Consider the following 26,299-nt stretch of genomic DNA (forward strand, 5'->3'; position numbering starts at 1 on the left):
ATATCACCTTGCAGGACAACATGCAATATGTTTTTTCTTTTTTATCCGCAAAAAAGAAAGAAAAAATATTCCCATTATTCTGCTCGGGAAAAAGTATCATTTATGCAGATTTTACGTCCCCAAATCCTTTATATAAAACAAAAAAAGACAGAGTACGTACTGTACTCTGCCTGATTTTATTAATTTTAACGATGGCGCATTAACGGGAATAACAGAACATCCCTAATAGAAGGAGAGTTTGTCAGCAGCATAACAAGGCGGTCGATTCCGATGCCAAGTCCTCCAGTTGGCGGCATGCCGTATTCAAGAGCTTCAATGAAGTCGTCATCCATCATATGAGCTTCATCATTGCCCTCTTCACGTTCTTTAAGCTGTGCTTCAAAACGCTCGCGCTGGTCAATCGGATCATTCAGCTCAGTGAAAGCATTCGCATGCTCTCGGGCTACAATGAATAATTCAAATCGATCAGTAAAGCGTGGATCTTCTTCATTTTTCTTCGCAAGCGGTGAAATCTCGACAGGATGGCCATAGATGAATGTAGGCTGAATTAATTTCTCTTCAACCTTCTGCTCGAAGAATTCGTTAACAATATGTCCATACTCCATATTGTCTTTGATTTCAACACCGTGTTCTTTGGCTAGCTGCTGTGCTTCTTCCTTGCTTGTTTCTTTCCAAAAGTCTACCCCTGTATATTCCTTAATTGCATCTACCATATGGAGCCTTTTCCATTCAGGCTTAAGATCCACTTCATACTCACCGTATTGCACAGAAGTTGTTCCGAGAACTTCTTGGGCAATGTGGGCAATAAGGTTTTCTGTCAGGCTCATGATATCTCTATAGTCAGCATAAGCCTCGTACAATTCAATCATAGTGAATTCAGGATTGTGCCGTGTAGATACACCTTCATTACGGAATACCCGGCCAATTTCATACACTTTTTCAAGGCCGCCCACAATCAGGCGCTTCAGGTGAAGCTCAATCGCGATACGCATATAAAGTTCCATATCCAGCGCATTATGATGAGTGATAAATGGTCGTGCAGATGCCCCCTGCAATGGAATGCATCATAGGTGTTTCAACTTCAAGGTAGCCATGACTGTCAAGGTAGCGGCGCATGGATTGGATAATGCGGCTTCTCGTGATGAAAGTCTGTTTGCTTTCCTCACTCATAATTAGATCCAGGTAACGCTGGCGGTAACGCTGCTCAACGTCTTTAAGACCGTGGAACTTATCCGGAAGAGGACGCAGGGATTTTGTCAGAAGGTCAAATTCCTGCGCTTTAACAGACAATTCGCCTACCTTTGTTTTAAAGAGCGTACCGCTGACCCCAATGATATCTCCCAGGTCGGCAGATTCGAAGATTGCATAGTTCTCTTCCCCAACTGCATCTTTGCGGATGTAGATTTGAATTTGTCCTGATAGATCTTGTATATGAGCGAATCCAGCTTTCCCTTTTCCGCGCTTTGTCATAATACGGCCTGCCAGAGTGACAGAAACATTCTTTTCTTCAATTTCTTCTTTTTCAAGCTCACCGTACTGCTCTATTAATTCTTTGCTTTGGTGTGAACGGTCGAAACGTTTCCCGAAAGGATCCATTCCCTGTTCGCGCAAGCTGTTCATTTTCTCGCGTCTTACTTTTAACTGGTCATTTAATTCTTCATGACTCTGGCTCACTGAAATCATCTCCATTTTGTAAATCTTTTTATGTACGCACAATTCTGCGATCCTTCAAAAATGTATATCTCTATTATTTTACACAAAGTGAGTAAATCAGACATCCTAAATATTTAAATAGAATAAAAACTGCCAGTTCATGCACTGGCAGTTTCCTTTTATCAAAAGTATTATAGGCAAAGAAAGACTGCCTGTCAAACTTTACGCAGCTTATCCTGCCTGTATCTGGCTTCTTTCCTTTTCTTCTGCATCGATCACTAAAGCGTTCAGCAATGTAACAAGATCTTCTCTCGTATCACATTCGTTGACCGCATTGCGGACTTTCGCATTGCCGCGGATACCTTTAAGGTACCACGCTGTATGCTTTCTCATTTCACGGACAGCGATAAATTCACCTTTTAATGAAATCAGGCGGTCGAGGTGAAGAATGCACACATCAATCTTCTCGCGTATAGAAGGCTCACCCATTAATTCACCTGTCTCAAGGTATTTGACTGTGCGGTAAATCATCCATGGGTTTCCTAGTGCAGCACGCCCGATCATGACACCGTCACAGCCTGTTTCGTCCAGCATGCGCTTGGCATCCTCCGGTGTCTGCACATCACCATTTCCGATAAGCGGAATGTTAATGCTCTGCTTCACTTCGCGGATGATATCCCAGTTTGCTTTCCCTTCATACATTTGGACACGCGTACGTCCATGAAGGGCTACAGCTTTACCGCCTGCGCGTTCAACAGCTTGAGCGTTTCTTACAGCATAAATGTGATCTTCATCCCAGCCCATGCGCATTTTCACAGTAACAGGCTTTTCAACAGCGTCCGTTACAACCGAAACCATTTCATAAATTTTATCCGGGTCAAGGAGCCACTTGGCACCTGCATCACATTTGGTGATTTTAGGGACAGGGCATCCCATGTTAATGTCGATGATATCTGCATTTGTATTTTTATCTACAAATTTCGCCGCTTCTACAAGCGTTTCTTTTTCGCCTCCGAAAATTTGCAGGCTTAGCGGCTTTTCTCTTTCATCAATATAGAGCATGTTCATGGTTTTTTCGTTTTTAGTGACAATCCCTTTGTCGCTGACCATCTCAGCACATACGAGACCGGCACCGAATTCTTTTACAGTCAGACGGAAAGCCGAGTTGCACACTCCGGCCATCGGAGCCAGTACAACACGGTTTTTCAGATCGATATCTCCAATTTTGAACATGATTGCACCTCCTTTTAAATCATTCAAACGTATATATTATTCGTGCTCCTGCCTGGGAGCCAATTCTTCCTGTGTTATGTTAAGCGCCAGTGCAATCTGCTCAATTAAAGCCGGTGCAGGCATGCGGTTTCCTCTTTCAATTTCACCTAATATCGAAACCGATACACCGAGCTCTCTCGCAAATCCTTCTTGCGTAAATCCTTTTAACTTTCGAAAAGCGCGAATACGTCTTCCCCATTTTTCTGCTTCCATATCCGTACTCCCTCTCTGTCAGGTATATCTTCCAGTATTGAAATTAAGGGCCTCTCCATCTTCGGAAGCCTGATGCTGGAATCAACCTCTAAAAGAGGAACAAGGACAAATGCTCTTTCATGCATCCGAGGATGAGGAACAATAAGCTTCTCTGTTTCAATATTTTCGTGATTATACAGCAAAATGTCAAGGTCTATTGTCCGGGGGCCCCAATGGATTTCCCTTTTTCTCCCAAGTTTTAATTCTATATCAAGGCATGCATCCAGCAATTTAAAGGGATTTAATCCTGTAGAAATTTGGATCGCCATATTTAAGAATTGTTCTTGATCTTCATACCCAACCGGGTCGGTTTCGTAAATAGATGAAGTATTTACCACTTGGGTATCCGGAAGCTGATCAATCAGCTCAATGGCTTCCTTCAAGTGTTCAAACCGGCTGCCGATGTTTGAGCCGAGTGCAATAAAAGCGGTATTCTTCATGATCTGCCTCTCGTAATTTCAACAGCAACTGATTGATAGTGGCCAGGAATGGGCGGATCAGGCTTGATTACTTTGACAGTCAGCTGCAGAATCAGCGGAAAACGCGAAAGAAGTTCTGCCGCCAGCTTTTCTGCTACAGCTTCAACCAGCTTATAAGGCTTTCCTTCCACAACCTCTTTGCAGACTGCATACAGCTCGCCATAGTTAATGGAGTCATCAAGATTATCTGTCTCCCCGGCTTTTTCAGATCTGCTTCCACGGTAAGGTCCACAGCAAAGCGCTGGCCAAGCCTCGTTTCTTCCTGAAAAACACCGTGGTAGCCATAAAACTCCATTCGGTTTACATAGATTTTATCCATTGTATTCACCTTTTCCCATTAAAGCGTCCATCATTTTAGCCATTCGGCTCATTTCCTTTACATCATGGATGCGGATCATCTGACATCCTTTTTGGATGCCGTAGCAAACTGTGGCCCCTGTTCCTTCCGTTCTTTCTTCTACCGGAAGGTCCAGGATGGTTCCGATCATCCGCTTTTTCGATGTTCCAAGCAGCACGGGATACCCAACGGCAACAAGCTTGTCCAAATCTCTCATCATTTGCAGGTTATAATTTAAGTCTTTGGCAAAACCGATGCCCGGGTCAAGGATAATCTTCTCGTCCTTAACACCGGCTGACTTTACAAGCGTGATGCTTTCATACAGATCATTCAGGACATCACGGAAAAATGAAGTGTATTCCATATCTTTGCGGTTATGCATTAAGATAATCGGCGCTTCCGTTTCCGCCGCGACGGAAGCCATCTGAGGATCCGCTTTGGCACCCCAGACATCATTGATAATATGAGCCCCGGCTCCAATGGCCTGCCTGGCGACTTCAGCTTTATAGGTATCAATTGATATTGGAACATCTACTTCCTTTGATATCGCCTCAATGACAGGAAGAACACGCTTCAGCTCTTCGTCTTCAGGCACCGGATCAAATCCCGGACGGGTTGATTCTCCCCCGACATCAATAATATCCGCTCCATTTTCAACCATTGCCAGAGCATGCTTGACTGCCAGATCCTGATGACTGTATTTGCCTCCATCCGAGAAGGAGTCTGGCGTTGCATTCAAAATCCCCATTACAATGGTTTTCTTTCCGTAATCCAACGTATACGGTCCACACTGAATTGTTGTTTTAGACATTATGAATCCTCCTACAGTTCATTCCTGCTCCATAAGTATTCACAGTGGTATTCATAGTGAATCTGGAGCTCTCTTGTTTTCTTGCCGGAAAGCCCTGGCATGGGATGGCCATCAAACATGCAAATCGGTACAATTTCCTGAATGGAGTTCGTTATAAAAACTTCATCTGCCCCAACTATAGCTTCCGGCCTATACATGCCTTCCTGGACATTCATCCCCAGTTTCTCTGCAAGCCTCATCACAAATCTTCGGGTAATGCCGTTAAGTATGCCAGTATCAAGCGAGGGCGTAAATAAATGGCCTCCATTAATCCAGAATAGATTCGAAGTGACCCCTTCGGCCAAAAAGCCTTCCTTTGTCAAAAATAACCCTTCTATGCCAGGGTCGTTTCCCGCTTCTTTTTTAGCCAGAATGTTATTTAAATAATGATGGGACTTCAGGCGTTCTGCCCCTTCGGGTGTATTGCGGGGAATCTTCAGCAGCACTGCCTGCTTTTCTGCGCCCGTATTCCTTGAAGAAAGCGGTTTGCAGAAAAGAATCGTATTCGGGTTTGTGTACGGAGCTGCCTGAAGGCCAATCTCCCCGTTTCCCGCTGACACATTCATCCGGATATAGGCATTCTTATAACCGTTTCTTTCAAGCAGCATCTCCAGCGCTCCAAGCACTTGTTCTCTTTTATAACTCGCATTGATATTCAGAACTTCCAGACTCCAATTCAGCCGTTCCAGATGATCATCCAGCAAAAAGGGATGACCATTATAGACACGGAATGTTTCGAACAGCCCCATACCATATAAAAAACCATGATCAAAAGGAGAAACCCTGGCCTCCTCTTTTCTGATAACTTCACCATTCATGTATATAAACAAGGTTAAATCCCCTCTGTCTGCAGTAAAGCTTTGTAATGCTGAATAAAATTCTGAAGGAGTTCCTTTCCGGCCGTCGTCATAATCGATTCCGGATGGAATTGGACACCTTCCAAAGGGAGCTCCTTATGGCGAATGGCCATAATTTCCCCTTCAGCTGTCCAGGCCGAGACCTCAAGGCAAGCTGGCAGAGTCTCCTTTTTTACAATCAGCGAATGGTAGCGGGTGGCAGGAAACGGATTGGGCAAGCCCTTAAAAATTGTTTTCCCATCATGAAAAATTTCGGAGGTTTTTCCATGCATGAGCCGCTCGGCCTGCACAACATCACCACCGAATACTTGAGCAATCGATTGATGTCCCAGACAAACGCCAAAAACAGGGATTTTGCCTGCAAAAGCTTCAATAGCTTTCAGACTGATGCCGGCTTCATTCGGGCTGCACGGCCCCGGAGAGATCATTAGGAACTTCGGCTGCAAACTGCCTATTTCAGAAATAGAGGTTTCATCGTTTCTTTTTACAACCAGCTCTTCGCCTAATTCACCGAGATACTGTACGAGATTATACGTAAAAGAGTCGTAATTATCGATCATATAAATCATAGCTGATCCCCTTTTGCCTGTTCTGCAAGTTCTTTTGCTTTCCAAAGAGCAATTGCTTTTTTCAGCGACTCTTTGTATTCATTTTTAGGATTGGAATCAATAACAATGCCGGCACCAGCCTGCACATGGGCCTGTCCTTCTTTAACAAGCATGGTCCGGATGATAATATTCAGTTCCAGGTCGCCGCTGAAATTGATCCAGCCAAGAGAGCCGGTGTATGGGCCCCTTGTGACCGGTTCAAGTTCTTCAATGATTTCCATGGTCCTTACCTTTGGCGCTCCTGTAATGGTCCCTCCCGGAAATACAGCGTCGATGATATCAACAGCATTCTTCCCGTCTGCCAGCTCTCCTTTTACATTGGAGACAATATGCATCACATGTGAGTATTTTTCAATGACCATGAACTCATCCACTGTAACGGTACCATATTTGCAGACTCTTCCAAGGTCATTTCGCTCCAGATCGACCAGCATCACGTGCTCTGCGCGCTCTTTCTCATTTTCAATCAGTTCACTGGCGAGTTTGAGGTCCTCCTCATGGTCCTTCCCGCGGGATCTTGTCCCGGCAATCGGCCGCGTGCTGACGGTGTTTCCTTTTTCTTAATCAGCAGTTCCGGGGATCCGCTTACAAGCTGGTATCCCGGAGTGTGAAAATACCCCATGTACGGAGAAGGGTTTAACACTCTCAGCTGCTCGTATACCTCCATTGCCTGAATATGAATTGGGCGGCTTTGGCGTACCGAGAGATTTACCTGAAAGACATCTCCCTGTGAAATATACTCCTGAATACTCCTGACGGCAGCCATGAATTCTTCTTCATTCATGGATACACCCAGTGTATTTTCAGCCTGATTGTATTCCGCTTTCGCAGAAGGCTCCTCACTTTCATTCTTCCATCTCTGCTCCCAATTCTCTGCCCATTCCCCAATCGAGTGCTCTTCCCCTTTTTCGTATAAGAAAATCAGCCAGAGCTCTTTGGTTTCATGGTCAAAGACAAAGCATTCTTTATAAATAAAAAAATGAATATCAGGTATCTGCAGATCATCTTGAGCCTCATTTGGAAGCTTTTCGATATAACGCGCGTAATCATAGCTGATAAACCCTATTGCTCCTCCCTGAAAGTCAGGAAGTTCATCGAGCTTATCTGCTTTATATTGATTAAGCCATTCCTGCATCAAATGAAGGGGGTTGCCTTCCAGCACCTGTTTTTCGCCGTCTCTCAAAATTTCAAGTTCTGAATTTTTGCCTGTTAAAATAGCTTCCGGCTCAAAGGCTGCGATACTGTACCTGCCGCCACGTCCGCTTTCGAGCAGAACATGATGCGCCAATCCCTCCGACAGCGAGCGGTATTGGCGGAAAAACCGATTATATGTATAAGGTATTTTTTTGGCATGGATGTGAAGCTGCTTCAATGATTGTCACCCCTATATATTTCTCTTTTTTCATCATACATGATGTAGGGCATGCTTTCATAATTTTTATTATACGAAACAAAAGCGGAAGCGCCTTGCCCGCGAAAGATGGCAGACTAAGAACGCCCACGTCCTGTGGCAACGTCTGCATAACCCGCATCCTCCAAAAAGCTGTCGATGTTTATGCTGACGAAGCCTTCCTTGTCCTGCGGGCCTCAGGCATAAGACGATTCCTGTAAGAAGGTTCTTTTTTCTGAAAGGAAATGGTTTAGACCTGAGAGTCCCCAGGAGCCGAAACTAGACAAGCTTGTGACCTCGAGGGGGTAGGCGCTGGAGCTAGATGCAGACACTCTTCCACAGAGTTATTTACATCGTTCAATTTTGCAGTCGCCCCATACAAAAAAACAGCGGTCATTGGAGACCGCTGTCATATCATTATTCAGCTTCAAATTGGTATAAAGGAGTACTTAAATAACGCTCGCCGTTACTTGGGATAATCGCCAGAACTTTTTTCCCTTTTCCAAGCTCTTTGGCAACTTTTAGGGCCGCACTGATCGCCGCACCAGAGGAAATGCCTCCTAGGATTCCTTCTTCCTTGGCCGCGCGGCGGGCATATTCAAATGCCTCATCGTTTGTAATTTGAATCACTTCATCATAAATCTTTGTATCCAGGGTATCCGGTACAAATCCTGCTCCAATGCCCTGGATTTTATGAGGACCCGGCTTTCCGCCTGATAGTACAGGAGAATCGGTTGGTTCAACTGCGTAAATTTTGATGTTTTTATATTTTTCTTTAAGCACTTGGCCGGCACCTGTAATCGTTCCGCCTGTACCGATTCCGGATATGAATGCATCAAGCTGGTCGCCCATCTGCTCTGTAATTTCAGGTCCTGTTGTTAAACGGTGAATTTCAGGGTTCGCAGGGTTTTCAAACTGCTGAGGCACGAAATAGCCATTTTCCTTTGCCAGTTCCTGCGCCTTGCGGATCGCACCGCCCATTCCTTCCGGTCCAGGTGTGAGTACAAGGTCGGCCCCGTAAGCACGAAGTAAATTTCGGCGCTCCATACTCATCGTCTCCGGCATGACAAGAACCGCTTTATAGCCTTTTGCTGCTGCAATCATCGCTAATCCGATTCCTGTATTTCCACTTGTCGGTTCAATAATGGTATCACCTGGTTTAAGGCTTCCATCTTTCTCTGCGGCAGTGATCATTGCCAGGGCAATACGGTCTTTTACGCTGCTTCCAGGATTCATGTACTCCAATTTCAGATAAACATCTGCACTATTATCATCAACTAAACGGTTTAGTTTCACAATTGGCGTCTGGCCAACAAGGTCTGCAATCGAATTTGCTACACGTACCATTTCCCCACTCCTCATTTCCGACTATTTTTATTGGTTTAATACAAATTTACCAATTCCCAATGGGAATGTCAATGAATTTGATTGCTATTTAAAAGAAAATTCATACTTTTGTCATTATATTTAAACTACCCACTTTTATACATGATACTCAATGTATACAGAAAAAAACACGGAAATCACTCCGTGCTTTTTATTTACTGCTCACCGTAAAACCACTCGACCTCTGCTTCTTTCCAAAAGGGCTTTGCAGAGACAGGAACATCCATCTGCTCAAGAGCGATCTGGCGGCGAATCATGCTCTTCACTTCTTTAAAGGAATAATTTTCTCCCTTTAAATGCTCATGGAGCATTACAACGGCATATCCATTTTCCGTTTTAATCGGCTTGGTCCACTTGCCGGGCTTAAGGGTTTTAACCTGTTCAAAGACTTCTGCCGGTATATGTTCATCATCTTCACTGACATACCCTGCATTCCCCCCAGGCTGGCGGTAAATTCATCGATCGACCGTTCCATCGCAAGCACAGAGAAGCTCGAGCCTTCATCCAGCTCCTTCAATGTCTGTTCCGCTTCTTCTTTTGTTTTAACGATAATCTGAGAGATGTGATAAGTGTCCGGAACTTGGAACTGACTGCTGTTTTGCTCATAGTAGCTTTTCATTTCTTCTTCAGAGACGGAGACATCGGCAGTCAGCAGTTCTTCAAGAATAAGGTTATTTTTGATTTGCCTGCGCCACTTGTCTTCGCTCATCTCATCGGTGAAATTGCCGCCGTACATGGTCTTGACCATTTTCAGTTCAAGATCTACAGCCTTTTCAGAGACCTTCACCCCGTATTTTTCCCCTGCTTCTTCAATGACCTTCTGATCAATTAATTCACTTAATGTGCTTTTTCCGTATTTTGTTTCCATCTCACTCATCCATTCCTGGCGAGTGATTTTATCTCCCCGACTTTTGCTACTGCTTCCCCGCTGCCATCGCCTTTAAATAGCAAAAAGGCCAATGTGATTAGGTTCAGCAGCACCAAACCGGCAATAATCATAAAAAGCTGTCTCTTTTCCAAGTGCTCCTCCCCTAAGAAAAGCGCAAGCGCCTTGCACATCACCCGACACCTCGAGGGGGCAGGCGCTGGAGCTAGACAATTCTCGAAGTTCAAAGATATGAATTTTAATAATACAATTAGCCCAAGAGCCGCGCTATCCGAACCTCAGCGGCCTTACTTTCAGGAGCCTAAAAGATGCAGGCAGACAGACGCTTTAGCAATTTCAATTATTACTTTACTTCGTTCTTTAATTCTTCGAGTTCTTCTTTAGTGTAGTGGTATTTCTCGTTGCAGAAATGGCAGGATGCTTCTGCCTGGCCATCTTCATCGATCATCTGCTGAATTTCCTCTTCACCCAGACTTATAATCGCATTGGCAAAACGCTCTTTTGAACATGTACAAGTAAAGGAGACAGGAAGCTTTTCAAGGAACTTCACATTGTCTTTGCCAAGGATTGTTTCCAGTAGCTCTTCAGGCGTTAATCCCTGCTGAATTAATTTGGATACAGGCGGAATTTCTTTCAGTCTGTTCTCAATTAATGTAATCGTCTCTTCATCAGTTCCCGGCATAAGCTGCAGAATGAATCCCCCAGCAGCAAGAATGGAATTGTCAGGATTAACAAGAACACCCACTCCGACGGAAGAAGGCACTTGTTCAGAAGTAACAAAGTAATATGTGAAATCATCTCCAAGTTCTCCAGAAATCAGCGGAACCTGTCCTGTGAAGTGCTCTCTCATTCCAATATCCTTCACGACAGTCAGCGTCCCTTCAGTGCCGACCGCGCGGCGCACGTCAAGCTTGCCCTGCTCATTAAGATCGAAGTGCGTCTGCGGGTTTGTTACATAGCCGCGCACCTCTCCCTTAGCATTGCTGTCTACAAGGATGGCGCCAATTGGGCCGCCGCCTTCGATTTTGATAGTCAGCTTGTTATCGCCCTTCAGCATGGCGCCCATCATGACGCCCGCCGTCATGGATCTTCCTAATGCGGCTGAAGCGGTTGGCCATGTATAATGCCTGCGCTGGCCCTCTCCAACTGTTTCGGTAGTGCGAGATGCATAGGCACGGACTTGTCCATCATATGCAAGTGCTTTTACTAAATAATCGCTCATTTTTTTCTCCTTTCTACGAAAAGCGGAAGCGCCTTGCCCACCCCCGACAAGCACAAGCCGAGCCTCGCCGAAAGACGTTCTTAGCCTTTGGGGAGGATTGGCTAGTGACCTAGAGGGGGTAGGCGCTGGAGCTAGACAATTTTCGAGTTCAAAAAGTTTACATTTACTTATCTTCCAGAAAACCGCTTATAATGTCAGCGGCTTTTTAAGCTACGTCCTATTTTTTTATGGTTTCCATATTTCGTTTATAAATAATCTGCAAACCCTTTAAAGTTAAAAATGGATCCACGACATCAATGATATCCGATTCCTGCGCAATTAAACCTGCGAGACCCCCAGTGGCAATGACAGTAGGTTTTTGCGATGCCTGATCTTTCATTCTTTTTACTATACCTTCAACCTGGCCAACATAACCGTATAAAATCCCAGCCTGCATGGCAGATACAGTATTCTTCCCGACAATATGATCAGGACGGGCAATTTCTATTCTTGGAAGCTTGGCGGCACGTGAGTAAAGAGCCTCGGTCGAGATTCCAATTCCCGGGGCAATTGCGCCACCCATATATTGCTTATTTTCATTGATATAGCAATAGGTAGTGGCTGTTCCAAAATCGACAATGACTAACGGGCTTCCATATTCATGAATGGCTGCTATTGCATTGACGATGCGGTCTGCACCTACTTCTCTCGGATTTTCATATTTGATGTTTAAGCCTGTTTTGATTCCAGGACCCACGACAAGGGGCTTAACATGGAAGTATTTCTGGCACATTCTTTCAAGCGAAAACATGATTGGAGGCACTACAGAGGAAATGATAATGCCATCTATATCTGAAAAGGAAAGATTCACATGCTCAAACAGAGACTTCACAATCATTCCGTATTCATCTTCTGTTTTATTCCGGTTGGTTTCAATTCGCCAATGATGCTTTAATTCATCTTGATCATAGACACCCAGAACGATATTCGTATTTCCTACGTCGAAAACAAAGATCAACATTCTCACCACTTTATGATTATTGACTTTTTATCATAAATTGTTGTTACTTATATTTTGCCCGTTGAATTCAGCACGGGGCACTTGCTTTTCGCGGGGAAAAATGAAGCCTTCGGGGTCTTCCACTTCTCTCCCGCAGGACATTGAGTAAGACTCCTTGAATTAGCACCGCACAAAGAAAATACGGAAGCATTTTCGAGGATCAAGCACCCTCCGCTGCAATCAACTCAGCAAATTAAAATAAGTTTGCAGTTGAGAGCAACAACCTTTACGAAAATAGCCTTATCTGATATTTTTTTTACACTGAAAACATCATATCACAACTGTTATTGTTTCGTGTAATCGGAAATTCCAACCGGTCTGGCAATTGATATTTTTCCCGCAAAAAAAGCGCCCCTAGAGGCGCTTTTGGTTATTTGTCTTTGCGTTCTTCGTCGATAGCAGGAGGCACGTCAGCTTCTGCAGGGCTTGAGCCTTCCCTTGTTTCAGGAATTTCGCCTGTTTCAGCAGGATCTTCTTTCTTGATGCTGATGTTCACTTTCACATCTTCATCAGTTGAAATAGAAGTCACTGAACGGTCAGGCAGTCTGCCATGATCTGATAAATGCTTGATTTGTTCCGCATCAAGCGTTTCGACTTCAAGCAATGTATTTGCAATCAGATTTAGCTTATCTCGGTTTTCTGTGAGGAGCTTTCTTGCTCTTTCATAAGATTCCTTGATAATGCGCTGGATTTCAAGATCAATTTCATAGGCGATTGCATCTGAATAGTTTTGTTCATTATGGAAGTCACGTCCAAGGAAGACCTGGCCGCCCTGAGACTGTCCAAATTGCAATGGTCCAAGCTTATCGCTCATTCCAAATTCGGTTACCATGCGGCGGGCAATGCCTGTCGCACGCTGGAAGTCATTATGGGCACCTGTACTCACTTCGCCGAACACGATTTCCTCTGCAACACGTCCGCCAAGCAAGCCGACAATTTTGTCGAGAAGCTCTGGTTTCGTCTGGAAGTAGCGGTCTTCTTTCGGAAGCATCACTGCGTATCCGCCAGCCTGGCCGCGCGGCACGATTGTCACTTTATGAACCATTTCAGCTTCATCAAGCACTAAACCGATGACTGTATGACCGGCTTCATGGAAAGCAACGATGTTTCTTTCCTTTTGGGAAATAACACGGCTTTTCTTAGCTGGTCCTGCAATAACGCGGTCTGTTGCTTCATCGATATCTTCCATATCGACTTTTTCTTATTGCGGCGGGCCGCTACAAGCGCTGCTTCATTCAATAGATTTTCAAGGTCTGCACCTGAAAATCCAGGTGTACGCATCGCGATGCTCTTTAAGTTAACCGACTCATCTAAAGGCTTGTTGCGGGCATGTACCTTAAGCACTGCTTCACGGCCTTTGACATCTGGGCGGTCAACTGTAATCTGTCGGTCAAAACGTCCCGGACGCAATAATGCCGGGTCAAGGATATCCGGACGGTTTGTGGCAGCAATGATGATAATTCCTTCATTTGCTCCAAATCCATCCATTTCAACTAGAAGCTGGTTAAGGGTCTGCTCGCGTTCATCGTGTCCGCCGCCTAGGCCGGCACCACGCTGGCGCCCTACAGCATCAATTTCATCGATAAATATAATACATGGCGCGTTCTTTTTCGCATTTTCGAATAAGTCACGGACACGGGAAGCACCCACACCTACGAACATTTCAACGAAATCAGAACCGCTTATGGAGAAGAACGGAACGCCCGCTTCACCGGCTGCCGCCCGTGCAAGCAAGGTTTTACCTGTTCCTGGAGGTCCTACAAGAAGAACCCCTTTGGGAATTCTTGCTCCCAATTCAGCAAATTTGCGCGGGTCTTTAAGGAACTCAACGACCTCAACTAGCTCCTGCTTTTCTTCATCGGCGCCTGCAACATCTTTAAAGCGCACTTTCTTTTTGCTTTCATCATAAAGCTTGGCTTTGCTTTTGCCGAAGTTCATCACACGGCTTCCTCCGCCCTGCGCCTGGTTCAGCAGGAAGAAGAATAGTATGAAGATGATGATGAAAGGAATGATTGACGTAAAGAATGTCACCCATCCGCTTGTTTCCTTAGCCGGCATGACTTCTACATCTGAAGACTGGGCTAATTGATCCACACGGTCAAGGATATTATCATTGTTCATGATATAAGTCAGGAAGTATTTGCCCTCCTCATATCCTTCAAGCTGACCCCGTACTTCAAATACACCTCTCTCAGGCTGAAGGGAAATGGACGTAATGTCGCCGCTTTCCAAGTGATCAACAAATTTATTATAAGAGATGTGCTCCGTTGGTTCATTGTTGCCGTTAAAGAAGCTGACAACTCCAATAATGACTAAAAATATTAATAAATAAAAGATGGTATTCCGGAAGATCCGATTCATCCCTTACCTCCTCCCACGGTAAACAAACTATAGTGTATAGTATCATAGAAAATCGTGCCAATACAAGGAATTAGACTTCTTAAAACCGGGTGATTCTTGTTTCAGTAAAGGGCTTTAATGCAAGATCAATGCTTAGGATTTCCTTAATCGTTGTTGCTGTATACTTCCGGCTTCAGGACTCCAATATATGGAAGATTGCGGTATTTTTCCGCGTAATCCAGGCCGTAGCCGACTACGAATTCATCAGGAACAATAAATCCTACATAATCAGCTTTGATATCAGCCTTTCTTCCTGTTGGCTTGTCAAGCAGTGTTACAATCTTAATGCTTTTCGCTTTTCTGTAGCGGAACAGCTCAACAAGATAGCTGAGTGTCAAGCCGCTGTCGATGATATCCTCAATGATCAGAATATCTCTGCCTTCCACAGAAGTATCAAGATCTTTCAGAATTTTCACTTCTCCTGAAGAAACCATTGAATTCCCATAGCTTGAAACATCCATGAAGTCCATCTCAAGATATGTATCCACACGCTTTAAAAGGTCGCTCATAAAAGGCATTGCTCCTTTTAACACCCCAATGGCAAGCGGGAATCGGTCCTGGTATTCTTCAGTGAGTTCAGCAGCAAGGGATTTAATCTTATCCTGCAGCTCCTCTTCCGAAATCAGTACTTTTTCAATATCATTTTTCATCATTTATTGTGCCCCCTAGAAGATCATTGCTTTATGTATTTTAAAATAATATAGCTGGTACAAGATTGCTGCTGCCTATCATCATGTGATTTCTTCAAACCAGGCACCCACAGGATCCTGCCTTGTGCATCTGTCACAATTGGCCATGTTTTCCGATCATGCAGCGGTACTTTATGATCGATGAAAATGTCCTTTATCTTTCGGGACCCTTGCATTCCTTTAAGCGTCATGCGGTCTCCCTTTTCCCTAGTCCTGATAATGATTGGAAAAGAAACACTCTCCCTGTCTAATACCAGGGTATCATTGTTTAGAATTCCATCAGAACAGTCAGCATATTCAAGGATAATCGATCCGCTGTTTGGGAGTTTAATGCATGCAGGTTCGAAGATTTCATATCGATAGGATTGTACAGGTTCCTTCGGGAATAAGAAGTGGCATTGCCGGTAGGAGCGTACAATATGTAAACCGCCTGGAAAATCTAGATTTCCCGATGGATGAGGACTTTTCATTAAGGAAAAAATGCTCTCAATATGAGATGCCGATAACGATGCCGGCCTTTCCTTATAAAGATAGTTTAATATTAGTTGAATCCCTCTCCTTTGTAAAGGCATTGGCATTGCCTCGAAAGCATCGATATCCATACTAATTTCCTCATTGGCCTTCTTTTTCATTACTGTATTCATTTTGTGGACCGTTAATTCCTGCAGATATGCTTCATCACTTTGCAAATCTTCACTGAATCTTTGAAAATGCTCATGCACCTGAGGGTTTTCTTTTCTCAGGAATGGGAGCACTTCCTGTCTGAATCGGTTGCGGCTGTATATGCCTTTTTCATTGCTTGGATCCCGCCGGGGGTTCAGGCGTTCCTTCAGGCAGTAGTCTTCGATTTCGGCTCTATTCAAGCACAGGAAAGGGCGGATGATAAAATAATCGCCAAATGGACGCTTGAAAGGAATTCCTGCTCTTGCGCTGCCGGTGCTTCCCCTTGTGAGCCGCATTAATATGGTTTCAACCTGGTCATCGCCATGATGTCCCAGCGCTATGTACTCTGCCCCATATTTCTTGGCGGTTCTTTGAAAGAAGCTGTAGCGGCAATCCCTTGCAGCTGTCTGGGAACTCTTCCCGGACTTCTCCATATACTCCGGTACATCCGCTCTTTCCATTTCAAATGGAATGGCTTTCTTTCTGCAGTAATCCTTCACAAACATGGCGTCCTGAAAAGATTCCTCGCCTCTGAACATATGATCGACATGAGCGGCGATTAGTTCTATTTGAAGCTGCTGTCTCTGGTTCCAAAAATAATGAAGCAGGGCGATTGAATCCGGTCCTCCCGATACACCGACTACTATTTTCTTATTATTTAAATCCAATCCCTTTTTCTTAAGGAAAGCACTCACTTTCTCTTGGAGCATAGGCTTCTTCCTTATCCGATAGAAATATATTTATCGCTGACAATCAGAGAAAAAATCATCCTCTATTATTGAAGTTTCACTTTATACTACCCCTGCAAAGGGCAGCGTAATCCTTCATATAGAAAAGCATATCATTTTTAAAGGGTAAATATCAAAAGGGATTAAGCTTACTATACGAATCAGGGAGAAGAAAGTTTCATTTTTCTCAAATTTAAAGCAGCTGCCCATAAATATATAAGAAATAAAGAAGCGTCACGATAAGGGTAATCAGCAGAGTTTCAAAGATGCTCCCTTTCTGTTTTTTCTGCCTGTACACTTGCCTGCTGGCAGGCTGAGGACGGGCTTTTTGTCCGGCGTTCCTGTTTCCCGTGCTCCTTTGCACAGGATTTGAACGAGTGAGCTGGAGCATATCATTTCTCATTTCACCAGCCGAGCTATAGTGGCCTTGCAGGGCATTTAGAATAACATCTTCGTATTTCAGCAGCTCTTTCTTTTGGCGGACCATCATTTTGAGCTGTTTGAAGTCACCGGTTGTCTTGGCAAACCTTTTTGGGTATGCCGTATTGATTATAATCATGGCTGCAGCAAAGAGATCGTAGGCCGGGTCAGCCTTTCTGGTCCCCAATCCCCAATAGCCGCGATCATAAAACTCGGTAAATTCTTTTATCGCCCTGCCTTGAATGGTGGTTCCACCCACATCTATGGTGCGTATTTTTGAAGGAGGGCCTGTTACGATCAAATTATCCGGCTTTAAATCACCGAAAACCCAGCCCGCTTTATGCAAGGAATCAAGATCGTTCAGCAGCTGTACGATTAAAACACCGGTCCAGGATGATCCTTTTTGCTGGATAAATGTCAGTAAATCAGGGCCCTGTATATATTCCATTACATAGAACGAAACCTTTCCGCTTCTCCTATCCCAATCATCCACATCAAGCAAAGAAGGCCCGAGGGCAGAGCCTTGGACCTTTGCAAAGGATTTAAGGACGTTCACTTCAGACGTGATGGACATCCCGTTATCACTCATTTTCAAAGCAACCTGCTGATTTTGGTTTTTAGCGAGATAAACAATCCCATTCGCACCATACCCTAATTCCTTTATAATGGTATATCGGTTTCGGTGCCACTTTCCTTCAATTACAGTACCAGGGTTTACTTTACACTGACTCTTCAAAGAATGATTCATCATCACGGGAAAGCAAACTCCTTAATGAACGTTTTTTCTTGAAATGGTTTAAGGCCTCTTGAATAGCCGGACCTGTAGGCGTAATCCCTCCTGTTGTCAATTTCGAGAAAATGCTGGTCAGCGATTCAAGATTCGGCGTCCAATCCAGCAGTTTTTCGACATCTTTCTTTTTCCCGGGAAATACGAATACGGAAAATCGGTTATCACCAGATCGTGCATTAAGGCTTAGAGAAAGATCCAGCAAGGCTTCCTTAACGGTTGGAAGCTTATGTTTCATACTTGCACTGGTATCCACGAGAACCAGCACTTCAAGTTCGACTGTCTCACCCAGTTCATCCACAACCTCCATCACCTCGCCGCGCTGATCAGGCGGAAGGTCCTCCATTGTTTTGGAACCGCCGAGGATCTGCTGAAGCTCCTTGTTCACAACTCCCTGAAGGGTCTGGGTCATGGCTTTTCTCGTCACCATCTGTACCGTCTGGGACAGCTGCTGAGAGTAGACAACCTGACTGACACCGCCTCCTGACATCGCGATTCCTTCAATTTCATTCATTCCCTGCTCATCAATGACATCCTGCTCCATGACTCCGATGACATTCACAGTTATTCCCTGCTCCTTGGCCAAGGCCGCCATGGCAACGGGATCTTCACCCTGATTTGAACAGCCATCCGTTATCAGTAAAATTTGCTTCAATGTTCCTGTTTTCATTTGAATCTCCCCTCCACATTTGAGTTGTTAGCATTTTCGACTGAAAGGAGGGATTTATACCTAAGAAATGCGGAAGCACCTTGTTCACCCCCGCTAAGCATAAGACGAACCCTGCAAGAAGGTGTTCTTCCCTTCTGGAAGGGATTGGCAAGCCTTTCGTCCCTGGGAGCCGCAGCTTGATAAGCTTATGACCTCGAGGGGGCAGGTGCTGAGCTGGACAATTATCTAATTTAGAGACTTTATTGAGTTATTTAGCAATGAGCAAATTAATCAGTTGGCCTTTTGGCGCATGGCATGTACGGGAATGCTGGTCCATTTCGGAGTATTGTGTTTGACCTTTGACACAACCACCGTCATATCATCTTCAATATTCCCGGATCTTGACCTGATGACCTCTTCCATAATTAAATCGGCCACTTCTTGAGGGTCGTCCGTCTTCAACTCGGATACCTTGCGCTTCATCCACAAATCAAAGTTCTCGACATGCTTCGGCCCTTCAAAAACGCCATCACTCATCATGATCAGCAAATCTCCGGCTTTAAGCTGCTCACTGACCACATCTACATCAAATTCCTGAATGATTCCCATCGGGAGATTGCTGGCCTGAATTTTTATTACCTTATGGCCTCTCTTTACAAAGCTTGGAGTTGATCCAATTTTCAAAAATTTCGCGTCGGCATTCTGCAGATCAATCATTGCCAAATCCAAGGTGGAGAAAATTTCGTCTGTTGTCCTTAAAGAAAGAACGGAATTGACTGATTTAATGGCGACCTGCTCTTCAATGCCCGATTGAAGAATTTTCTGCAGGAGCTGAAGTGTTTCCTGGCTTTCCGCATGAGCCCGTTCCCCATTGCCCATTCCATCACTGATGGCAATCGCAAACTTTCCGCAGCCCAGTTCGATAGTGGAATAGCTGTCCCCTGATACTAAACCGCCGTCCTTCGCAGCATGTGCAACGCCAGTTTCAACCACGAATGCCTTGGCTGACCGGAATGTGACATGGCAGTATCCATTTGGGAACGCGGCGCATTCCTCTGAATTTACTAATATCGTTTCTCCCAAAATATCAGATAGCATTGGTGCAATTAGCTTTTCGCATTCCCCATGCCCCTGGCAATATGGGATGGTCATATCAATGTCGACATTTCCCTGCTCCAGGCTGTAAATTTCCACCTGCTCGATATGAATGCCAAACTCCTGAAGTGCTTCAAGAATCTGTTCTTCCTGCTTATGATGATTTTCCCGCTCTCGCTGGATTTCTTTCGCAAAATCCCCCATTACCTCCGAAACACCCATCAGTTGATCAGCTACCAGCCTTCTGCTTTCCTGAACCTGCTTCTTCAGCTTTTGGTTCGCCTTAAAATAAGTCAGCTCCTGCTGTACAGCTTCAGTCACTTTTTTCGATCTTGTGCAGTACTTTTCCCAATCCCTCGCAAGCTTTGGAGAAAGAGCACCTTCATTGTTGTCCACATCGTGCATAATATCCATCATATAGTCATAGGTTGTATTAAAGTTCTTTGACCAGCAATGATCTTTCTTAAAGCAGGTCTGGCATGTTTTTTCCGTTACATTGCTTAAGAAATAATCCACTTCCCTATCACCGTCTTCCTCCCATTCAGATGGCTCATTATGAGAGGAGAAGCTTTTGGAAAGGGCTTGGAAGACGCTTGAGAACTGGGCAACACGCTGTGCTGTCACATCGCGCATTTTTCTCATATAATGCTGCTGCTCAGCGGCATATTCAGGCGTCCCCGGGATGTGCTTGGCCAATTTCATCGTTAAAGCCTGCGGAGTTAATAAAAATAAGAGAATCGCTGCGCCTGTTTCATACAGAGTTTTCATGAGATTTCCGCTTCCTTCTCCATACATGCCCATCAGGAGTGTTGCAATCAGAAGGCCGAATGCCACACCGAACTTCCTGCCTTCTTTTAAAAGACCGCCTAATAGACCCGCGAAGGCCAGCAGACTCATATGATAAAAGCTCGATATATTCGCAAGGGAGAAGATCAGACCGGTTACCACCCCTACTGTAGAACCGACGGTGGCTCCTGCTACAAAAGCAAAGAGCAGGACAAGATAGCGAGACATAATATGCTCGACCGAAAGATCATAGACCGTCCAGCCGATCGTTCCCGTCATGACAGATGCCAGCATAATGATCAGGCAGACAATTTCTTCGGTTTTCAGTGATTGTCTGCGTTTATTTATCGAAAGCAGCGGCAGACCCTGCAGGAAAATCAGCGTTAGAATGAAACCAAGGCCTGATTCAATACCGGCCATCATTCCATCATATAAAGTCAGCTGGCCCTTCGTAATGAAAGCCTCCAGGAGCTTGCCTCCTAAAAGAGTGAAGAACACGAAAAAAGGCAGTGCCCTGATTTCATTATGCAGCCATTTTTTCGAGACCCGGAAGGCAAATAAAAAGATGAAGGTTATTCCAAAAGCAGATACAGCATTGGAGATGGACAATGTGGCAGCGCCTGCCATTAATCCCACTAGGGCCAGGGGCGCCTTATCCCTTCGTATGAAATAAACCGCTGCAAAAAACGGAAGGCTAAATGGGGTAAGCTTCGCCAATATCAAGGCTCTTCCAAGCAAAAAGCCAATGATCAGCAGAACATAGCCTTTTTTCAGAAAGAAATTCTCCAACCCCGAGTGGAGTTTTTTAAGCCTTTGGCAAAATCCAGTTTCGGTTTGTTGAAGGGCACTTCCCCGATCGGCTCCATTACATTCCTTTCTACCTTTTCCATTAAACTACACTCCCCATATTTTTATCGTTGCTGACAATTATAAAATCCAGCGCTCCAGAAGTTTGTCAAAATAGCGGACAAGCCCCGGCTTTTCGTTCGACGGTTTTCCACTATATATGGGGATAGATAACAAGATTTAAAATTGGTCTTTCTGAAGTTCCGCTTGGTTCTGACAAAAAAAGTAAACAAACCCTTGGAACGACAGCTTTCCGCGGAAAGAGAAGCTTGGAAGAAATTGACGAAGAGGCAAGGGAAATTTACGACATATTTCTTTAAATATCTTATTGACTTCCTTTTTAAAAATTTGTATTATAAATCTTGTGCTTCAGAGCACATCTATAAATCTATAAAAATATGGCGGTGTAGCTCAGCTGGCTAGAGCGTACGGTTCATACCCGTGAGGTCGGGGGTTCGATCCCCTCCGCCGCTATCTGAAATATTCGAGGTTTGAGCTTAAACCACTCAAGCTCCTCAAAATTCAATATTATCCTGGCCCGTTGGTCAAGCGGTTAAGACACCGCCCTTTCACGGCGGTAACACGGGTTCGAATCCCGTACGGGTCATTTCAAAAGAGCGTCAGCCTTAGGCTGGCGTTTTTTTGATGGTTTTGGATGAATTTTTCTTCTTTCAGAACAGCAGTTACCTAGTAATTGATGAACCTTTTTTAATTGCTTTCCAGTTATCGGTCACTTTGTCATGTTTAGCGGTCAGATTTTCAATAAATCGGTTACTTTTCCGGATTATCGGTCACTTCGCGCTGCATTAAGATTTCACTATTAATAAGTTTCCATCAGAAATTACTTCATTAAACAGCACAAAAAAACAAGCCCAATCGGACTTGTTTTCCATCCTGCTATATAGATCAATCAGCAGCAAGTTATCCTCGTTTAGCGCCTCTTCCTCCGCGTTTGGATTCAGTATGGCGTTTTAGCGATGACAGACGATCTTCGCTGTCCTTTAGGAAACGAGCCATTTTGGCTTCAAAGTTTTCTTTAGGGCGATGGTCGTTTGATCGGTTTTGGCGAGGTCGGCCAGAGTTTGAATTAGGTCTGAATTCTTTTCTGTCGCCTCTTTCAGGTCTTTCAGAACGCTCAGGCCGGTCTTTTGCCTTTTTGATGGATAATCCAATCTTGCCGTCCTTTTCGACATTAATGACTTTCACTTCAACCATATCACCCACTTTGAGGTGCTCATTAATATCTTTTACATACTTGTCAGCGACTTCACTTATGTGCACCAGACCCGTTGAGCCTTCCGGCAGCTCCACAAATGCTCCGAATTTTGTAATGCCTGTGACCTTTCCTTTTAACTTGCTGCCTACTTCGATTGACATTAAAAAAATTGCCTCCTTGAAAGATATAAAGTGAAACTTCCATCAGGTGCTGCAAAATACATCCTCAGCTCAGTCCAGCTGTACAGAATTATATTTTCATACATATTCACTGATGGGGAGTTGAACTTACCGGACCTTTACAGACAGTTCCCTTTTTACTAACTTCATTAGGTTTAACTTACTTTAAACGAAGGGGTACTGCCTGTTAATCTGCGATAAATCAAACTTACTATATATTATACAGAAACCAAAAAAAGAGTGTCAATATAGCGTCAATCGGCCTTTTTTCCTTTTTCTTTTCTTTTTCCGTCTCTTCTTCAGGGAGGTTAAAAATGATTTCGTTATTGTCGGATAGGAAGTAATCTTTGCGGGCAAGCTTCGCGATATACTCATCATCATTCAGCTTAACAATTTCTTCTTCGAGCATGACTTCCTTTTTCTTAAGGTCAGAAAGCTCCTGGTCAAGCCGGGTTTTCTCTTCCACTTTTTCTTCCAGAGCAGCAGACTGCGAAACGAGTGTGGAAATCATAAAAAATGAAACGACGGCTGCCAGTGTGAAAAATGCCGCTAATCTGCGAAATAATAGCTTTTTCTTACGGCCCGCACTGATCTCTGCTGCTTCCTGCTGTTTAACATAGCTGGTTTCCATTTTGGCTACATTTTTCTTCTTGGTGGCACTCACTTCCGCACTCCCTCCTTACTCTTTAGGTTTCTTCCACTTTGCAATCCATTTTAAAACATAATTCTTTATCAGCTGTAAATATCCTGCCAATTTATTATATAACTTCTCGACTGTTTTTTTAATCTTTTTCGGCAATAACTTCCACAAAAGTGACAAAATCCATTTGACAGGCAGAAAAACCACTTTCAAGATGAACCAAAAGACTCGAAGTATGACTTTTAAAAGGGAATAAAGTCCTTTTCCAAGCATAACGGCTATCGCAATTAACGCCATAATAAGACCCTGGATGGGCTTATAGATGAGCAAAGTAATGGTCTTCACGAAAAAGCGGTATATGGAGATCGCCATCCGGATGGATATCTCCAATACCCGCAGATACATTTTCTTAAATAAACTTTGATAAGCGGCAAAACCGCACAGCAAAGCAATGAAAATATAAAACCTTAACTCGCCTTGATTCACCAGAAATAAAATATAGAAGATTGCCAGGCCCTGGACGAGCCAAAAAAGAATATCATTAATAAATACAAGCCAGCTTTTCCGCCTGGTTCTTTGCAGGAAACGATTATACGTATCAAGGGCAGCCCCAAATACACTTCCCATGCCGATCATTGCCAGCATGGTCACAAATTGAGTGGTCAGTGTCATCGGAACAACTTGCTAAAGAAGCCTTTAGCTTTATCTCCATTCTGATCGTCAATATAAACAAGGTCAAATACCTTCCCCTTGATGGAAACAATTCCCTTGTCCACATCCAGATTCTTCATCTGCAGGTTCTGCCCTCTAATCGCCAGGAAACCCATCACCGTCTCCAGCAAAAATTCTTCATTATCAAAGCTTTCGACCTGTTTAACGCCAGTAATATCGAGCAGTCTTCTGCCTCTCATAATGACATCGTGTTCCTGAGTATTGGTTTTGTTTGAACTTGACTCATAATATTGACTCATTATTCATCCCCCGCAATCAGCATAGTACAACCTTTTTGTACATGTTTATGAAAAGGGGAATTAAAATAGAACAAGCCAATAGGAAAAGCGGAGGCGCTGCTGAATTTGAAAAATGATACGGATGAAATTACGCTAAATTAAGATTTAACGGCCAATATGAAGATTTTATCGGCCTAAAACGGGAATTTAACGGCCAGCAACGCTCTTTTATCGGCCGAAACCGATAGTTTAACGGCCAATCTCCATAGGAGCAGGCCTTATGCTTCCGATTCAACCTTCTCTTCTTTAACAATCGAGTACATTTCCGCCGCTTCTTCCTTGCGGGTCGTTTCCTGCAGGCGCTCCACTTTGACCGTTACCAGCTTCTGCCCGAAGCGGATTTGAAGTTCATCGCCCACTTTAACGGTTGAGCTCGCTTTGGCCTGCTGTCCATTTATGGAGATCCTTCCCTGATCGGAGACTTCTTTTGCCAGTGTTCTTCTTTTTATAAGCCTTGATACTTTTAAGAATTTATCTAATCTCATCTATTGCCACTCCTCTATTAGTAACCTTTGGATTTTGCCTCATTCCAGAATTCATCGAGCTGCTCGAGTGTAAAGTCTTCAAATTTACTGCCGCTCATCATTACCCGTTCTTCCACAAAAGTAAAACGGCGGATGAATTTTTCATTGGTTTTTCTCGCAGCTTCTTCGGCATCAATTTTATAGAAACGCGCAATATTTACAAGCGCAAACAGGATATCGCCAAATTCCGCCTCCATCTCGGGGCTTAAGTTCACGGCTTCCTTCTCGAATTCAGCAATCTCTTCTTTTACCTTCTCCCAGGCAGGCTCAACTTCCTTCCAGTCAAAACCGACTTTTGCTGCTTTTTTCTGAATTTCAGCCGCTCTCATTAAGTTCGGGAATGATTTCGGGACAGAATCCATCATGGATTCCTGCTTTTCACCCTTTTCTTCCTGCTTAATGCTCTGCCAATTTTTAAGCACCTCTTCTTCATTTTCTGCCTGTATATCACCAAAGACATGAGGATGACGGCGGACCATTTTTTCAGAAAGTCCTTCGATCACATCATCGATGGTAAAATAACCTTCGTCTTCGCCAATCTGTGCATGCAGCATCACCTGGAGAAGGACATCTCCCAGTTCTTCTGTCATATGCTCGCTATCTTCATTATCGATTGCTTCAATCAGCTCATAGGCTTCTTCAATTAAATATTTCTTCAATGATTCATGAGTTTGCTTTTTATCCCATGGGCATCCGTTTGGCCCCCGCAGTTCCGCAATAATGCTCCGCAGTTTTGAAAAATCTTTATAGAGGACTGCATCATTTTTTACAGGAGGCACATATACAGAAGTTAAGTTATTCAGTTCCATATTATGATCCAGTTCATGCAGCTGTACTTGTTTAATAACCTCATCCTTGCTGCCGGCAGCTGTTACAATATAAACCGCGTAATCGTAAGGCAGCTTTTCCATCAGTGTCAGCTTGACGTCGCTCGCAACAAACTGGTCATAAACCTGTCCAATGATGACGTGCTGGGCCACCTGGATCTCATCTCTGTTTAAATCGGTTCCATCCAGAAGCTGAAATCCTTCGATCGGATCAATTTTCAAAGCCTGAAATAAAGGATCAAGGAAGCTTTGTCCTCCTTCGATCATAATCTCAATGCCTCTCTGCGGAGCACGCTCTATGAGAAGCTGCACCGTACGTTCCGCAACAAGCGGATGTCCTGGAACTCCATATGTAATCTCTTTGGCAAGGGCTTCTTCCAGGAGGAATTCACAAATTTCCTCATACACTTCTTCGAATTTCTCATGTTTTTCGTAGATATGATCAAAAGACTGATATGTCAGCCCTTCTTGTTCGAGATCCCGCAGAACCGGATGCTCCTTTGTCCGCAGGTACAAGACCTTTGCCTGTTTAAGTTTTCGATATACGCCAAAAGGAAGCTGATCCAAGTCTCCTGCTCCAAGCCCGAGAATGGTTATTTTTTTCATAAA

General features: G+C 44.1%; 22 protein-coding genes, 2 tRNA genes and 5 pseudogenes. 2 read left to right on the top strand and 27 right to left on the bottom strand.

All coding sequences use genetic code 11. From position 1 onward, the window contains the following. Window positions 1-185: 185 nt before the first annotated feature. From lysS to spoIIE, 21 genes and pseudogenes are all read right to left on the bottom strand, one after another. Window positions 186-1,683: pseudogene (gene lysS / locus M5V91_RS21965) on the bottom strand (lysine--tRNA ligase). Between the two features lie 201 nt (window positions 1,684-1,884). Continuing rightward, window positions 1,885-2,886, bottom strand: a complete 1,002-nt coding sequence (gene dusB / locus M5V91_RS21970; RefSeq protein ID WP_009336626.1) for a tRNA dihydrouridine synthase DusB — start codon at window positions 2,884-2,886, stop codon at window positions 1,885-1,887. A gap of 36 nt (window positions 2,887-2,922) precedes the next feature. Next, window positions 2,923-3,138, bottom strand: a complete 216-nt coding sequence (locus tag M5V91_RS21975) for a helix-turn-helix domain-containing protein (protein ID WP_009336627.1) — start codon at window positions 3,136-3,138, stop codon at window positions 2,923-2,925. Then, on the bottom strand, window positions 3,090-3,617 hold the full coding sequence (folK, locus tag M5V91_RS21980) for a 2-amino-4-hydroxy-6-hydroxymethyldihydropteridine diphosphokinase (protein ID WP_009336628.1): 528 nt from the start codon (window positions 3,615-3,617) through the stop codon (window positions 3,090-3,092). Before folK ends, M5V91_RS21975 begins: the two co-directional genes overlap by 49 nt. Further along, window positions 3,614-3,975, bottom strand: a pseudogene (gene folB, locus M5V91_RS21985) (dihydroneopterin aldolase). The gene folK and the pseudogene folB overlap by 4 nt, the downstream one beginning before the upstream one ends. Further along, window positions 3,968-4,804: a dihydropteroate synthase gene (gene folP / locus M5V91_RS21990; protein WP_009336630.1), complete on the bottom strand. Its 837-nt coding sequence runs from the start codon at window positions 4,802-4,804 to the stop codon at window positions 3,968-3,970. The pseudogene folB and the gene folP overlap by 8 nt, the downstream one beginning before the upstream one ends. Before the next feature lie 11 nt (window positions 4,805-4,815). Further along, window positions 4,816-5,673 carry an aminodeoxychorismate lyase gene (pabC, locus tag M5V91_RS21995; RefSeq protein WP_251175674.1) on the bottom strand — a complete coding sequence of 286 codons (858 nt, stop codon included), beginning with the start codon at window positions 5,671-5,673 and terminating at the stop codon, window positions 4,816-4,818. Window positions 5,674-5,675: 2 nt separating this feature from the next. Beyond that, on the bottom strand, window positions 5,676-6,269 hold the full coding sequence (gene pabA / locus M5V91_RS22000) for an aminodeoxychorismate/anthranilate synthase component II (protein ID WP_009336632.1): 594 nt from the start codon (window positions 6,267-6,269) through the stop codon (window positions 5,676-5,678). Beyond that, window positions 6,266-7,680 (bottom strand): annotated as a pseudogene (gene pabB, locus M5V91_RS22005) (aminodeoxychorismate synthase, component I). The gene pabA and the pseudogene pabB overlap by 4 nt, the downstream one beginning before the upstream one ends. Window positions 7,681-8,115: 435 nt before the next feature. Next, window positions 8,116-9,045: a cysteine synthase A gene (cysK, locus tag M5V91_RS22010; RefSeq protein ID WP_009336634.1), complete on the bottom strand. Its 930-nt coding sequence runs from the start codon at window positions 9,043-9,045 to the stop codon at window positions 8,116-8,118. 194 nt (window positions 9,046-9,239) lie between these two features. Further along, entirely contained in the window at window positions 9,240-9,485 is a 246-nt protein-coding gene (locus M5V91_RS30645) for a peptidylprolyl isomerase (protein ID WP_369425997.1), read from the bottom strand. After that, entirely contained in the window at window positions 9,395-9,952 is a 558-nt protein-coding gene (locus M5V91_RS30650) for a peptidyl-prolyl cis-trans isomerase (protein ID WP_369425907.1), read from the bottom strand. The genes M5V91_RS30645 and M5V91_RS30650 overlap by 91 nt, the downstream gene beginning before the upstream one ends. 5 nt (window positions 9,953-9,957) lie before the next feature. After that, window positions 9,958-10,104: a hypothetical protein gene (locus M5V91_RS30655; RefSeq protein ID WP_369425908.1), complete on the bottom strand. Its 147-nt coding sequence runs from the start codon at window positions 10,102-10,104 to the stop codon at window positions 9,958-9,960. A gap of 209 nt (window positions 10,105-10,313) precedes the next feature. After that, window positions 10,314-11,192, bottom strand: coding sequence for an Hsp33 family molecular chaperone HslO (hslO, locus tag M5V91_RS22020; RefSeq protein WP_009336636.1), 879 nt, complete (start codon window positions 11,190-11,192; stop codon window positions 10,314-10,316). 217 nt (window positions 11,193-11,409) lie between these two features. Beyond that, window positions 11,410-12,189, bottom strand: coding sequence for a type III pantothenate kinase (locus M5V91_RS22025; protein WP_026041723.1), 780 nt, complete (start codon window positions 12,187-12,189; stop codon window positions 11,410-11,412). A gap of 412 nt (window positions 12,190-12,601) precedes the next feature. Next, window positions 12,602-14,592 (bottom strand): annotated as a pseudogene (gene ftsH, locus M5V91_RS22030) (ATP-dependent zinc metalloprotease FtsH). Between the two features lie 143 nt (window positions 14,593-14,735). Beyond that, complete coding sequence (gene hpt, locus M5V91_RS22035) at window positions 14,736-15,281, bottom strand: hypoxanthine phosphoribosyltransferase (protein WP_175609168.1); 546 nt, start codon at window positions 15,279-15,281, stop codon at window positions 14,736-14,738. Window positions 15,282-15,304: 23 nt separating this feature from the next. Continuing rightward, on the bottom strand, window positions 15,305-16,693 hold the full coding sequence (tilS, locus tag M5V91_RS22040; RefSeq protein ID WP_251175676.1) for a tRNA lysidine(34) synthetase TilS: 1,389 nt from the start codon (window positions 16,691-16,693) through the stop codon (window positions 15,305-15,307). 211 nt (window positions 16,694-16,904) lie between these two features. Then, on the bottom strand, window positions 16,905-17,882 hold the full coding sequence (prkT, locus tag M5V91_RS22045) for a serine/threonine protein kinase PrkT (RefSeq protein WP_251175680.1): 978 nt from the start codon (window positions 17,880-17,882) through the stop codon (window positions 16,905-16,907). After that, on the bottom strand, window positions 17,851-18,588 hold the full coding sequence (locus M5V91_RS22050; RefSeq protein ID WP_009336644.1) for a VWA domain-containing protein: 738 nt from the start codon (window positions 18,586-18,588) through the stop codon (window positions 17,851-17,853). The genes prkT and M5V91_RS22050 overlap by 32 nt, the downstream gene beginning before the upstream one ends. Window positions 18,589-18,858: 270 nt before the next feature. Then, window positions 18,859-21,338 (bottom strand): annotated as a pseudogene (gene spoIIE, locus M5V91_RS22055) (stage II sporulation protein E). 356 nt (window positions 21,339-21,694) lie between these two features. Between spoIIE and M5V91_RS22060 the strand changes: the two are divergent. Then, window positions 21,695-21,768, top strand: a tRNA-Met gene (locus M5V91_RS22060). 61 nt (window positions 21,769-21,829) lie between these two features. Continuing rightward, window positions 21,830-21,901: transfer RNA gene (locus M5V91_RS22065), tRNA-Glu, on the top strand. A 314-nt stretch (window positions 21,902-22,215) separates the two neighbouring features. Here the strand turns inward: M5V91_RS22065 and M5V91_RS22070 are convergent. From M5V91_RS22070 to yabN, 6 genes are all read right to left on the bottom strand, one after another. Continuing rightward, window positions 22,216-22,671, bottom strand: a complete 456-nt coding sequence (locus tag M5V91_RS22070) for a S1 domain-containing RNA-binding protein (RefSeq protein ID WP_019382054.1) — start codon at window positions 22,669-22,671, stop codon at window positions 22,216-22,218. Window positions 22,672-22,900: 229 nt separating this feature from the next. After that, window positions 22,901-23,353, bottom strand: coding sequence for an FtsB family cell division protein (locus M5V91_RS22075; protein ID WP_284521497.1), 453 nt, complete (start codon window positions 23,351-23,353; stop codon window positions 22,901-22,903). Window positions 23,354-23,368: 15 nt separating this feature from the next. Beyond that, on the bottom strand, window positions 23,369-24,001 hold the full coding sequence (gene yabQ, locus M5V91_RS22080) for a spore cortex biosynthesis protein YabQ (protein ID WP_071157151.1): 633 nt from the start codon (window positions 23,999-24,001) through the stop codon (window positions 23,369-23,371). After that, entirely contained in the window at window positions 23,998-24,300 is a 303-nt protein-coding gene (yabP, locus tag M5V91_RS22085) for a sporulation protein YabP (protein WP_009336651.1), read from the bottom strand. Before yabP ends, yabQ begins: the two co-directional genes overlap by 4 nt. A 257-nt stretch (window positions 24,301-24,557) precedes the next feature. After that, window positions 24,558-24,824 carry an RNA-binding S4 domain-containing protein gene (locus tag M5V91_RS22090; protein ID WP_009336652.1) on the bottom strand — a complete coding sequence of 89 codons (267 nt, stop codon included), beginning with the start codon at window positions 24,822-24,824 and terminating at the stop codon, window positions 24,558-24,560. Window positions 24,825-24,841: 17 nt separating this feature from the next. Further along, on the bottom strand, window positions 24,842-26,296 hold the full coding sequence (gene yabN, locus M5V91_RS22095; protein WP_284521498.1) for a bifunctional methyltransferase/pyrophosphohydrolase YabN: 1,455 nt from the start codon (window positions 26,294-26,296) through the stop codon (window positions 24,842-24,844). Window positions 26,297-26,299: the final 3 nt, after the last annotated feature.

This window comes from Cytobacillus pseudoceanisediminis, from assembly GCF_023516215.1.
Lineage (GTDB): Bacteria > Bacillota > Bacilli > Bacillales > Cytobacillaceae > Cytobacillus > Cytobacillus pseudoceanisediminis.